9 protein-coding genes are annotated in these 12,275 nt (G+C 60.2%); 6 read left to right on the forward strand and 3 right to left on the reverse strand.

Going from position 1 to position 12,275, the window contains the following annotated elements:
* Positions 1–97: 97 nt before the first annotated feature.
* Positions 98–2,200: a TonB-dependent siderophore receptor gene (locus tag GV002_RS00615; RefSeq protein ID WP_160016587.1), complete on the reverse strand. Its 2,103-nt coding sequence runs from the start codon at positions 2,198–2,200 to the stop codon at positions 98–100.
* Positions 2,201–2,344: 144 nt separating this feature from the next.
* Between GV002_RS00615 and guaB the strand changes: the two genes are divergently transcribed.
* The 3 genes from guaB to GV002_RS00630 all read left to right on the forward strand — a co-directional run bounded on the left by guaB (position 2,345) and on the right by GV002_RS00630 (position 8,411).
* The gene (guaB, locus tag GV002_RS00620) at positions 2,345–3,814 is read left to right on the forward strand and encodes an IMP dehydrogenase (protein ID WP_160016588.1); all 1,470 of its coding nucleotides are present in this window, start codon (positions 2,345–2,347) and stop codon (positions 3,812–3,814) included.
* 208 nt (positions 3,815–4,022) lie between these two features.
* Positions 4,023–5,600 (forward strand): glutamine-hydrolyzing GMP synthase, encoded by a 1,578-nt coding sequence (guaA, locus tag GV002_RS00625; RefSeq protein WP_160016589.1) that lies wholly within the window; start codon positions 4,023–4,025, stop codon positions 5,598–5,600.
* 648 nt (positions 5,601–6,248) lie between these two features.
* On the forward strand, positions 6,249–8,411 hold the full coding sequence (locus GV002_RS00630; protein WP_160016590.1) for a TonB-dependent siderophore receptor: 2,163 nt from the start codon (positions 6,249–6,251) through the stop codon (positions 8,409–8,411).
* Between the two features lie 104 nt (positions 8,412–8,515).
* Here the strand turns inward: GV002_RS00630 and GV002_RS00635 are convergent, their stop codons facing one another.
* Together GV002_RS00635 and GV002_RS00640 are read right to left on the reverse strand one after the other, a co-directional pair.
* On the reverse strand, positions 8,516–9,025 hold the full coding sequence (locus GV002_RS00635; RefSeq protein ID WP_256667007.1) for a hypothetical protein: 510 nt from the start codon (positions 9,023–9,025) through the stop codon (positions 8,516–8,518).
* A gap of 8 nt (positions 9,026–9,033) precedes the next feature.
* Positions 9,034–9,504: a hypothetical protein gene (locus GV002_RS00640; RefSeq protein ID WP_160016592.1), complete on the reverse strand. Its 471-nt coding sequence runs from the start codon at positions 9,502–9,504 to the stop codon at positions 9,034–9,036.
* Positions 9,505–9,684: 180 nt separating this feature from the next.
* On the opposite strand from GV002_RS00640, the gene GV002_RS00645 reads away from it, so the two are divergent.
* The 3 genes from GV002_RS00645 to GV002_RS00655 are packed head-to-tail and all read left to right on the forward strand — an operon-like array spanning position 9,685 to position 12,080.
* The gene (locus GV002_RS00645; protein ID WP_160016593.1) at positions 9,685–11,058 is read left to right on the forward strand and encodes a multicopper oxidase family protein; all 1,374 of its coding nucleotides are present in this window, start codon (positions 9,685–9,687) and stop codon (positions 11,056–11,058) included.
* Between the two features lie 56 nt (positions 11,059–11,114).
* Entirely contained in the window at positions 11,115–11,591 is a 477-nt protein-coding gene (gene tadA, locus GV002_RS00650) for a tRNA adenosine(34) deaminase TadA (protein ID WP_160016594.1), read from the forward strand.
* A gap of 21 nt (positions 11,592–11,612) precedes the next feature.
* On the forward strand, positions 11,613–12,080 hold the full coding sequence (locus GV002_RS00655) for a hypothetical protein (RefSeq protein WP_256667008.1): 468 nt from the start codon (positions 11,613–11,615) through the stop codon (positions 12,078–12,080).
* Positions 12,081–12,275 lie beyond the last annotated feature (195 nt).

Below are 12,275 nucleotides of genomic sequence, written 5' to 3' on the forward strand. Positions count from 1 at the left end.
TGTTGATAAATTTCAAATTTTGCGTAGGGATTATGATGTTTTCAGTCGCCGCTGAAGCGCCTCCCACAGGCGCTCAGCAGTTGCCATCAGGCTAAGGTCAGAACTCGACGCTGGCTGACAAGCGCACCTCGCGCGGCTCGCCCACGGCAACGCGTAGATTGCCGCCGCTGGAGGAGTAGTAACGCTCGTCGAACAGGTTGCGTACGTTCAGTTGCAGGCGGGTCTTTTCGCCGAGCAGTTGGCTGTCCCAACTGACGAAGGCATCGGCCACCGTGTAGCTGTCCAGCCAGAATGTGTTGGCGTTGTCGCCGGCACGCTCACCGACGTAACGGGCGCCGCCACCCAGTCTCCACTGACCCAACTCCTGGGGCAGATGCAGATGATGGACGAGGTAGAGACTGCCGACATTGCGCGCGGCGTTGACCAGTTCGTTGCCTTCGTTGGCCGGGTCATCGAGGATTTCCGTATCGGTGTAGGCGTAGCTGCCAAGCAGTTCCCAGCGCTCGCTGAGGCGGCCGGTGATATCCAGCTCTACGCCGCGCGAACTGACCTTGCCTGCGGCTTCCGATACGGAATTGTTGGTAACTACGACGTTTTCCTTCTCGATATCGAACAGCGCCAGGCTGGCGCCGATACCTTGAGGCAGATCGAGTTTCACGCCCAGCTCGTAGCTGCGACCTTCTTCGGGGTCGAATGCCTGGCCGGTATCGGTATCCGAGGCATTGGGCACGAAGGAGCGGCTGTAGTTACCGTAGAACGCCACCTGGTCGTTCAATTGGAAGACCAGGCCACCGAAGGGCAGGAAGGTGGTGTCTTGCCGGTCGGTGGTCGGCTTGTACAGCGCCCCTCGACCTTGCCCGACCAACTGCTCGAAGCGCTGGTAACGGCCGCCAAGCACCAGAATCCATTGCTCGTTCAAGTGCCAGTTGTCTTTCACGTAAAGTGAGCGCGAATGCAATTCGTCGCGGCGATCGCTCTGTGACAGATTGAGCAGGGAGGGTGCGGCAAGGTTGCCGTAGACCGGGTTGTAGATGTTGAAGCCGCCGACTGCCGGGCCGCGCCAGGTATCGCCACGAAAGTTGTCGACGCGTTCTGTGTCTGCACCAATTAGCAGATCATGGCGCTGACCGAATAGCGTGGCCTTGCCGATCCAGTCCCAGGCCAGATATTGGGTCTGGTTGTCATGCTCGCTACCATCGGAGCGGCGGCTGAGCGCGCCTGTAGTGGCATTCAGAACATTGGGGCGAGCTTCGGCATAGTCGTAGCGCTCGTTGTTCCAGCCATAGGTGAGGCGGCTCGACCAGTCGGCGCTGAGCTGGTACTCGGCAGTAGCCGTGAGCAGTTCATCGATACCTTCAGCCTTGGACCAGCGCTCGCTGAAACGGTCGTTATAGGAAACCTTGGCCGGCTTGCCGTTGATGATCACCGTGCCTCGATCCACCGGGCTGCTGTATTCCTTGTATTCGTAGGCGATGTTGAGGCGCAGACGTTCGCCCTCCCAGCTCAGCGAGGGCGCGATCAGGCTGTGCTCTTCTTCGCCGAAGTTACGCCAATAATCTTCGTGCTGACGCTCGGCAACCAGGCGAAAGGCCAGGCCGCTATCGGCAATTGGGCCGGTAACGTCAACTGCCAGGCTGCCTCCGCCGAAGCTGGAGCTGTCCGCGCTCAGTTGCGTGCCCCATTGGTACTGCGGTTTCTTGCTGATGACGTTGATCAGGCCACCCGGCTCCAGCGCGCCATACAGCAGTGAGGCCGGCCCCTTGAGCACTTCCACGCGTTCGGTGGTGGCGCTGAAGTTGCGTGAGAGGCTGGAGCGAATGCCGTCACGGAGGATCGACCCGTCGGCGTTGCCACCAAAGCCGCGCTTGACGAAACCATCCTGTGTGCCAGCCAGTGTGTTGCTCTGGGTCATGCCACTAACGAACTTCATCGCATCGTCCAGCGACCTGACCTGGAAGTCCTCGATAGTCTGTGGCGTTACCACCTGTACTGATTGGGCCTCATCCTTGAGTGCGACGGAGGATTTGCTTGCCGTGCTGGCGCGCTTGGCCTGGTAGCCGTCTTCTTCCAGGGCGGGCTTGGCGACCACTTCCTGGCTGGGCAGCTCCAGCTCCTGGGCCAGCAGTTGACCGGCTGGAAGCAGGCAAAGGGTAAGCAGAGTGGCGCATCGGCTACTCAAGAACGGGCGGGTAGATTTCATTTGGCACTCAAGTGCAGGTGTTTTTGAGAATCATTATTTTATGATTTTCAAGACATGACTGCCTAGAGGCATACTTTGCATTGAGTGAAATGGGCTCGCTGGGTATAATGCCGCGCTTCTTATTTTCCCGCTCGGGAGCCCGCCATGCTGCGCATCAGCCAAGAAGCACTCACTTTCGACGACGTCCTGCTCATCCCCGGTTATTCCGAGGTGCTGCCCAAGGATGTCAGCCTGAAGACCCGCCTGACCCGCGGCATCGAACTGAACATCCCGCTGCTGTCTGCAGCCATGGACACCGTTACCGAAGCGCGCCTGGCCATCGCCATGGCTCAGGAAGGCGGCATCGGCATCATCCACAAGAACATGACCATCGAGCAGCAGGCTGCCGAAGTGCGCAAGGTCAAGAAGTTCGAAGCCGGCGTGGTCAAGGACCCGATCACCATCGAGGCCGATGCCACCGTGCGCGACCTGTTCGAGCTGACCCGCCTGCACAACATCTCCGGTGTGCCGGTGCTGTCCAACGGCGACCTGGTGGGCATCGTCACCTCCCGCGACGTGCGTTTCGAGAACCGTCTGGACGCTAAAGTGCGTGACGTGATGACGCCGAAAGAACGCCTGGTCACCGTCAAGGAAGGCGCAGCCAAGGAAACCGTGCGCGAGCTGCTGCACAAGCACCGTATCGAGAAGGTGCTGATCGTCGATGACGCCTTCGCCCTCAAGGGCATGATGACTGTCAAGGACATCGAGAAAGCCAAGGCCTATCCGCTGGCGAGCAAGGACGATCAGGGTCGTCTGCGTGTTGGCGCTGCCGTCGGCACCGGTGCTGATACTGGTGATCGCGTAGGTGCTCTGGTCAATGCCGGTGTCGACGTGATCATCGTCGACACCGCTCACGGCCACTCCAAGGGCGTGATCGACCGCGTGCGTTGGGTCAAGGAGAACTTCCCGGAAGTCCAGGTGATCGGTGGCAACATCGCCACGGGCGCAGCTGCCAAGGCGCTGGTCGAAGCTGGCGCCGATGGCGTCAAGGTCGGCATCGGTCCAGGCTCCATCTGCACCACCCGTATCGTGGCTGGCGTCGGTGTTCCGCAGATCAGCGCCGTGGCCAATGTGGCTGCAGCACTGGCCGGCACTGGCGTACCGCTGATCGCTGACGGTGGCATCCGCTTCTCTGGTGACCTGTCCAAGGCCATCGTCGCTGGCGCGTCCGCCGTGATGATCGGCTCCATGCTGGCCGGTACCGAAGAGGCACCGGGCGAAGTCGAGCTGTTCCAGGGCCGCTCCTACAAGGCATACCGTGGCATGGGCTCGCTGGGCGCCATGGCGCAAGCACAGGGTTCGAGCGACCGTTACTTCCAGGACTCCTCGGCGGGTGCCGAGAAGCTGGTGCCGGAAGGTATCGAAGGCCGCGTTCCTTACAAGGGCGCGATGAGTGCCATCGTGCACCAGCTGATGGGCGGCCTGCGTGCCTCCATGGGCTACACCGGCTGCGCCACCGTCGAGGAAATGCGTACCAAGCCTGAGTTCGTGCGCATCACCGGCGCCGGCATGGCCGAGTCGCACGTCCACGATGTGCAGATCACCAAAGAGGCCCCGAACTACCGCGTCGGCTAAAAAAATCGATTTGACGCTGCTGCGCTTGGGCATGCTGCGTTGGAGAAAAACTCGAGATGCTCATTTGCTTCAGCAAACTCCGCTCTCTCGTTTCTCTCCGCCTTGCCTGCTCGTCGCTCGCGACGCGGCAAATCGATTTTACAATGTATGAATAACGGGGCTGTTCGATCAGCCCCGTGTCATTTGTGAATACCTACGAGAGACGGCCATGGCCCACGACATTCACGCCCACCGCATCCTCATTCTGGACTTCGGTTCCCAGTACACCCAACTGATCGCCCGCCGCGTGCGCGAGATCGGCGTCTATTGCGAGCTGCACCCCTGGGACATGAGCGACGAGGACATCTGCGCCTTCGCACCGCGCGGCATCATCCTCGCCGGTGGCCCGGAGTCGGTGCACGAAGCAGGTAGTCCGCGTGCTCCGCAAGCCGTGTTCGACCTGAACGTGCCGGTACTGGGCATCTGCTACGGCATGCAAACCATGGCCGAGCAGCTCGGCGGCAAGGTCGAAGGTTCCGACCTACGTGAGTTCGGCTACGCCCGTGTCGACGTGGTCGGCAAGAGCCAGTTGCTGGCCGGCATCGAAGACCATGTCGACGCCGACGGCGTGCTCGGTCTCGACGTGTGGATGAGCCACGGCGACAAGGTCACCCGTCTGCCGGAAGGCTTCCACATCCTTGCCAGCACCCCGAGCTGCCCGATCGCCGCCATGTGCGACGACACTCGCCACTACTACGGCGTGCAGTTCCACCCGGAAGTGACTCACACCAAACAGGGCGGTCGCATCCTTTCGCGCTTCGTGCTGGAAGTCAGCGGCTGTGAAGCCCTGTGGACCCCGGCCAACATCGTCGAAGACGCCATCGCTGCCGTACGCGCCCAGGTCGGCGATGCCAACGTGCTGCTCGGCCTGTCCGGCGGTGTCGACTCCTCCGTGGTCGCCGCGCTGCTGCACAAGGCCATCGGCGACCAGCTGACCTGCGTATTCGTCGACAATGGCCTGCTGCGTCTGCACGAAGGCGATCAGGTCATGGCCATGTTCGCCGAGAACATGGGCGTCAAGGTGATCCGTGCTGATGCCGAAGAGCAGTTCCTTGGCAACCTGGCCGGCGAGTCCGACCCGGAGAAGAAGCGCAAGATCATCGGTCGCACCTTCATCGATGTGTTCGATGCGCAGGCCAGCAAGCTGGACAATATCCAATTCCTCGCCCAGGGCACCATCTACCCGGACGTGATCGAGTCGGCTGGCGCCAAGAGTGGCAAGGCCCATGTGATCAAGAGCCACCACAACGTTGGCGGCCTGCCGGAGGAAATGAACCTCAAGCTGGTCGAGCCGCTGCGTGAGCTGTTCAAGGACGAAGTGCGCAAGATCGGCCTGGAACTGGGCCTGCCCTACGACATGGTCTACCGCCACCCGTTCCCGGGTCCGGGCCTGGGTGTGCGCATCCTCGGCGAAGTGAAGAAGGAATACGCCGACATCCTGCGCCGCGCCGACCACATCTTCATCGAAGAACTGCGCAAGGCCGACTGGTACCACAAGACCAGCCAGGCATTCGTGGTGTTCCAGCCGGTGAAATCGGTTGGCGTGGTCGGTGATGGTCGTCGCTACGCCTGGGTCGTCGCCCTGCGCGCGGTGGAAACCGTCGACTTCATGACCGCTCGCTGGGCGCACCTGCCTTACGAGCTGCTGGAGACCGTCAGCGGCCGCATCATCAACGAGATCGAAGGCATCTCCCGCGTCACCTACGACGTGTCGAGCAAGCCGCCAGCGACCATCGAGTGGGAGTGAAGCCAGGTCCTTCCGAGCTTCGGTAGCAATCTATAGATGCCGTGACGTGTTGATTCAGAAGAAAGTCGTCATGGTATCTGTCGGTGGCTATCGCTGGGCAGCAGAAGGCTCTGGCGGTAGGGGCAACGGTAGGCATCGGCGGCCTGATGAAGACCCTCCCGCTGCTATCGGAGCTGACGGTAAATCTCCTCCAGGGAAGCCTGCGCCATGCGGCTTTCCCTGCATCAGCAGGCCTCCTGGCCCTCGACGGTAAAGGCCGTCATGAGCCCGGTCTCAGGCAAAACTCAAGCCCTGCAAGGCTTCCGGGCGTGCTGGCCAGCATTCCAGCAATCAAAGCAGACACCCGAAGAGCGTCAGTGGTGGGTGTTCTCGCGTCAGTGAGTTTTCCCCGTGCTCTGCGTGGCTATGCGCTCTATCTGGTAAGCGGTCCGGCACCGCCCTGCGCTCCGATCAAGCAATTGAGGTGGTGCGCGCCTGGTGCATAACTGGCTCAATATCAAGAGATATCAGTAAATCTATATGTAAGTCATTATCGTTTTGATGTGTGTTTTCTGCTATGTTGCCGCCGCCAACCAGGCGGTATCGCCACGATAGAAAGATGACAAGGCAGGCCGCTGACACGCCTCTTAACCGATAAGGACCATGAGCATGACCGATAGTAAGAACGGGGTTCTCGATACACGAGCGCCCTGGCGGCGCGTTACCAGCGTTGCTCTGTTTTGCACGCCGCTGGTGGCTGCGCCTCTATACGTTCAGGCGCAAGAGGCAAGCGCAGCCGCAGAGGATGAACCCTTTCGTCTCGCGCCAATTATCGTCAACGCCAAGGCCTCGGCAGGTGATGATGCCAGCTCGGTCGTCGCTCAGGAGCTCTGGGTCGGCGGCAAGGTCGCTACCAGTATCCTCAATACCCCGGCTTCGGTTTCCGTTATCACGCAGAAAGAAATCGAACAGCGCAGTGCCAGCACCACTGAAGAAGTGCTGAAATATACGCCGGGTGTTATTACCGACTACTACAGCACCGATGACCGCAACGATTATTTCCAGATCCGTGGCTTCAATGCCACTACCTATCGCGATGGCCTGACCCTGGGCTCGATGCGTGGCGTGCGTGAAGATTCGTTCGCCTATGAGCGTGTCGAGGTGCTACGCGGCGCCAACTCCACGCTGTTCGGTCCGGCCGACCCGGGTGGCTCGGTGAACTTCGTAACCAAGAAGCCGCGCTTCGACAAGTTCGGTCAGGTCTACGCAAGCTACGGCTCGTTCAATCACAAGGAAACCGGTATCGACGTTGGCGATTCGCTGGATGCGAATCAGACTCTGGCTTATCGCTTCACCGGCAAGTTTCAGGACAGTGACCGTGAATACGATCATTCTCGTGACGACAACCAACTCGCCATGGGCGGCCTGACTTGGGCTCCGACTGCTTTTACCTCGGCGACGCTGGTCGTGGATCACCTCAAGAGAAAGAGCACGCCCAATAGCGGCGGTTATCCGATGGACAGGGAGTATGACCGTGATGAGTTCTTCGGCGAGCCTGGCTACAACTTCCACGATGTCGAGCGTACCAATATCAGCGGCAGTCTCAGTCACGACTTCGACAACGGCTTCGTACTGCGTAGCAACGTACGTTACAGCGAACTGCACGATGATTATGGTTATGCCTATCTGACCGGAGTCCGCACGGGAGACATGCTGGATCGCGCTATCCTGGGTGCAGACAATGAGGCTGAGCAGGTCAACGGCAACCTGATGCTGCAGTACGACGCCCGTTTTGGGAATATCGACAGCAGCACCACGGTCGGGGTGGAGTACGGCGACTCGTCGACCGACGAAAGCGCTGTATATCAGGGGATCGATCCCATCAGCGTTACCAACCCCGTGTACACCGGCGTTGCTTCAGGACTTTTGCCTTATCTCAACAGAAAACAGGAATACACCACCAAGTCGGTATTCCTGCAGCAGAACCTGTCGTTCTACGAACGTTTTATTGTCACGGCCGGTGTTCGTAACGACTCCATGGATCTGTCCAGCAAGGGATTCAACACCTTCAATGTTGTCCCGGAGTTTAATGACAGCGATAGCTTCTCAGAGACCTCTTATCGCGCGGCACTGACCTATATCGCCACTGACGAAATTTCCACCTACATCAGCATGGTGGAGTCCGTCGCCGTACCAGAGGTCGGCACCACCCCGGAGCGCGGAAGGCAGTACGAAGTAGGGGTGAAGTATTCGCCAGTGGCGATGAATGCGTTGTTCTCTGCTGCCATCTATGAGCTGACTCAGGAAGATGTCACCACGGCGGTTGTTCAGCAGAATGGCGTTATTGACTTGCAGAGCGTGGGCGAGCAGCGTGTGCGTGGCCTCGAGCTTGAGGCCAAGGCCGAGCTGACAGAGAACCTGAGCCTGGTTGGCGGTTACACCTACATGGATACCGAGGTGCTTCGTGGTGCACTGCAAGTGTGGAACGGGACGGGCTATGGCGCCGTATCGATCAAGGGTAATGAGCTCGTTACCGCTCCCAAGCATTCGGCTTCGCTCTGGACTTATTACAGCGTGCCGGGAACGGATATTAGTGTCGGTCTAGGCGCTCGTTATGTTGGTGCTTACCACTTCAATGACCTCAACGACAACGGCGAAAGCGATGGCACTACTCTGTTCGACGCCGCCTTCACCTACAACATCGTCAAGGGTACGGATCTGGCTCTGAACGTCAGCAATCTGCTGGATGAGCAGCACGTGGTCGGCTCCGGTACTGCTGACTACTACAACCCGGGCCGTGAGGTTACCGCCAAGCTGAGCTACAGCTGGTAAGTCGGCCCAGGCGCCCGGACGGGGCCAGTAGCCATTGGTTGGCATTGGCTTCAGGGCTCAATGAAGAAACCGGCTTCGGCCGGTTTTTTCATGGCTGCATGCTTTCAGTGTGGCAGCAGAGACAGCGTGACGGTGAGTGCGAACAGGCTCAGGCTCAGAAAACTGATCAGCAGCAGGCGTCTGTCATTACGAATCTGGCTGGTGAGTATCGCCTTGCGCAGGCGCCAGTCGCAGGCAATCGTGACCCAGCGTTTTTCCAGCAGCTGGCGCCAATCTTCATCGCTTAGCCAGCAGGCGATGTGGTGTGCCGGTAAATCCAGCGCAGGGAACAACTCCTCGCACGTCAACGGGCCCAGGGATACCTGAAAGCGCTGACCGTGACGCTCGCAATCGAGTTCAAGGCGGATTTGCGGGCGGGTATCCTGGACGTGAATGTCTTCAGGATCAGGTGTGAATACTTCGTAGGACGTGATTTGCGCCGTGCCTGGACGCAACAAGGCTCTGCGGATTTTTTCCCAGAGCAGTCGCATAAGTTTGTAAGAGGCCCAGGCGGAAAATGCGAAAAGCAGCAGGCTGATCAGCCATAGTAGGCCGCCGAGCACGATGAATAGCACTATCACGCTCAGAACCCTGTAAGCAGTGTCGGCGCGGCTTCCCAGATGAGGTAGCCCATGATCATCAGCATGATTGCGGCGAAGGGCGATGCGGCGCTTGGGGCTTCGGGGGAGGCATCGGCCGGGTTCGCTTTGGGAACGTATAGCAGAAAGGTTCCTTCCTGCTGGTTGAGCTCGACATGCTCTTGGTTGAGCACGAGATGCTCCACTTCGTAGGTGTGTTGTTCGTACTCGTAACGCAGGCGATAGACGGGCTTGAGGCTGACCATTGTGTTTTTGCCAACGCTGATGCGTGCGTTGACAAGCTTTTGATCGATGATCGCCGCTTTTACGATGTCGTGCGGGCGGCTCAGCCGGTAGCAGTCAGTCCAGATCATTTCCCCAAACGCAGCCATGAGCCCGATCCACATGAGCAGGAGCATGGGGGTTATCGCCACCATCATGATTGCCAAGGGGGCGTCGAAGAAGAAACTGTCCATGTTCTGGTGAGCGTTCCTGTGAAGTGCCCTGCGATTCTATACCGATCGGCGGTTTCCTATCTGGGCGGTATCTCGCACCTGGTGCCGCGGCAATTTGTCTTGCCGGGGCGCTCGTCTGGTCATCCATGAAAATGAGAAGATACCGCAATTGAGTATGCCCGCAGATTGCCGAGGATGAAGATGTCGTTTACCCGTAGACAAGTGCTCGCCGGGCTTGCTGGCCTGGGTGTTGCCGGCTTCGGCGCTGGCGGTGTGCGTTACTGGTTGGGGCGCCCGGAGAACGTGGCGAGCCATGACTACGAGCTGATCGCCGCGCCGCTGGATCTTGAACTGGTGCCGGGGCATGTGACGCCGGCCTGGGCCTACGGCGGTCAGGCACCCGGGTTAGAGTTGCGTTGCCGTCAGGGCGAGCGCTTGCGAGTGCGCTTCATCAACAAGCTGGAGCAGCAGAGCACCATCCACTGGCATGGTATCCGCCTGCCGCTGGAGATGGACGGCGTGCCCTACGTTTCCCAGGCGCCGGTACTGCCGGGCGAGTACTTCGATTACGACTTCATCTGCCACGATGCTGGCAGCTTCTGGTACCACCCGCACACCACCAGCGCCGAGCAGTTGGGGCGTGGCCTGGTCGGGCCGCTGATCGTCGAGGAGCGCGAGCCAACCGGCTTCCGCCATGAGCGCACGCTGAGCCTGAAGACCTGGCACATCGACGAGCAAGGCGCCTTCACCGAGTTTCTGGTGCCGCGCCAGGCGGCGCGCGAAGGTACGCGTGGACGCTTGACCACCATCAACGGTGAGTCCAATCCGACCCTCGAATTGCCAGAGGGGCAGGTGGTGCGCCTGCGTCTGATCAATGTCGACAGCACCATCACCTATCGCCTCAATCTGCCGGGTGGTGAGGCGCGCATCTACGCGCTGGACGGCAACCCGGTTCAGCCGCGCCCTTTGGGCAAGGAGTACTGGCTGGGGCCAGGTATGCGTATCGACCTGGCGCTCAAGGTTCCCGCTGCTGGAGAGGAGTTGTCCCTGCGTAACGGACCGCTGCGCCTGGCGACCTTGAAGGGCATCGCCAGTAGCGAAGTGGCCGGGGATTGGCCGCCGGCGTTGCCGGCCAACCCGATCGCCGAGCCTGACCTGTCACGTGCCGAGACATTGCGCTTCAACTTCGAGTGGGCCGCCGCGCTGGCCTCGCCGGCCGACGAGGCCGCCGGTCGCTACAAGTACTGGCAGATCAACGGCCAGGCCTGGGATATCAACGACAAGACCTGTGCCGACCGCCCGATTGCAACGCTGAAGAAGGATGGTCACTACATCTTCGTGCTGCGCAACATGGCGCAGTATCAGCACCCGATTCACCTGCACGGCATGACCTTCAAGGTGCTGGGTTCGGATCGACGCAAGATCGTTCCGTATTTCACCGACACCTACCTGCTGGGCAAGAACGAGACGGCGCGCATCGCCTTCGTTGCCGATAATCCTGGGGTGTGGATGTTCCATTGCCACGTCATCGACCATATGGAAACGGGGCTGATGGCGGCCATCGAAGTGGTGTAGGGTAGGCGCCGTTTTCAGGTCCGCCTCGCAGAGCGGTCACCCTTCGGATTGATGCAATGAAACGACCGCAGATCATCGACCGCTCGCGTGACGAGCATTTCATGCGCCTGGCGCTGGCGCAGGCGCGTTTGGGCGCGGAGCAGGGCGAGGTGCCGGTCGGCGCCGTGCTGGTGCAGGATGGCGAGGTGGTGGGGCAGGGCTTCAACTGCCCGATCCTGCGTCACGACCCCAGTGCCCATGCCGAGATGGTGGCGATCCGCGCGGCAGCGCAAGGCGTGCAGAACTATCGGCTGCCTGGCAGCACCCTGTACGTCACGCTGGAGCCCTGCAGCATGTGCGCCGGCCTGATCGTGCATGCTCGCATCGCCCGGGTGGTTTACGCCGCCAGCGAGCCGCGCGCGGGGGTGGCGATCAGCCAGGGGCAGTTCTTCGATCAGGGTTTTCTCAATCACCGCGTACGCGTGGAGGGTGGGTTGCTGGCCGAGGAGAGCGGGGCGCTGCTGAAAGAGTTCTTCAAGGCTCGACGAGGCTGAGCGTTCATACAGGGAATGAGCATGAACAAACGGATATTGAGTGTGTTGGCGCTCCTGGCTACGCCAGTGTTCGCTGAGCAATCCGGGGTGTATCTGATCGCCAGCGTGCAGCTGGGCGGCTCCAATCTGGCGCAGAGCATTTTCCTGCATGAGCCGCAGATCGCCACGCTTGAAGAGTGCCAGGAGGCCGTGCGTGTCGGCCAGCGTGATCGCGACTGGCAGCGTTATCACCACATCTTCATGCGTGATCGCTTTCAGGGCTTTACCGGTCATCTCGACTATCGCTGCGTGTTCAGTGCTCAGCGTTTCAGCGCCTGGAACGACCGCGCGCGTTACGCCCATCCCTATCTGATCAGCATCGACGAGCAGGCCAATCTGCAGGTCGAGCGGATGGCGAGTCAGGCGCAGTGTGCGACTCGCCTCAAAAGCTTGCCACAGGCTCGGCAGTCGATCAGTCGCTGTGCGGTGGGGAGTCAGGGCTTGCTCTGACTGCTAGGGTCTGTTGCCGTTTCGCGCACGGCCGCGACGGAGCCAGTTTTTGCGTGGGGCTAGGCGCGAGACGCGAAGTTTGGTCGCCCAAATGAGCCGTCGAGTAACGACGTTCCACGCAAAAACTGGCCCGTCCCTTCGGGTTGCGCGGCAAATTGCGCCATGCGTCGTTGCGGGATTTGACAAGGGAACGAC

The sequence above is a fragment of the Pseudomonas sp. 8O genome (assembly GCF_902506495.1).
Lineage (GTDB): Bacteria > Pseudomonadota > Gammaproteobacteria > Pseudomonadales > Pseudomonadaceae > Aquipseudomonas > Aquipseudomonas chaetocerotis.

Bases quoted from the DNA above. Each gene is read 5' to 3' on its own strand.
- GV002_RS00615 (WP_160016587.1), bottom strand. From the start codon at position 2,200: ATGAAATCTACCCGCCCGTTCTTGAGTAGCCGATGCGCCACTCTGCTT.
- guaB (WP_160016588.1), top strand. From the start codon at position 2,345: ATGCTGCGCATCAGCCAAGAAGCACTCACTTTCGACGACGTCCTGCTC.
- guaA (WP_160016589.1), top strand. From the start codon at position 4,023: ATGGCCCACGACATTCACGCCCACCGCATCCTCATTCTGGACTTCGGT.
- GV002_RS00630 (WP_160016590.1), top strand. From the start codon at position 6,249: ATGACCGATAGTAAGAACGGGGTTCTCGATACACGAGCGCCCTGGCGG.
- GV002_RS00640 (WP_160016592.1), bottom strand. From the start codon at position 9,504: ATGGACAGTTTCTTCTTCGACGCCCCCTTGGCAATCATGATGGTGGCG.
- GV002_RS00645 (WP_160016593.1), top strand. From the start codon at position 9,685: ATGTCGTTTACCCGTAGACAAGTGCTCGCCGGGCTTGCTGGCCTGGGT.
- tadA (WP_160016594.1), top strand. From the start codon at position 11,115: ATGAAACGACCGCAGATCATCGACCGCTCGCGTGACGAGCATTTCATG.
- GV002_RS00655 (WP_256667008.1), top strand. From the start codon at position 11,613: ATGAACAAACGGATATTGAGTGTGTTGGCGCTCCTGGCTACGCCAGTG.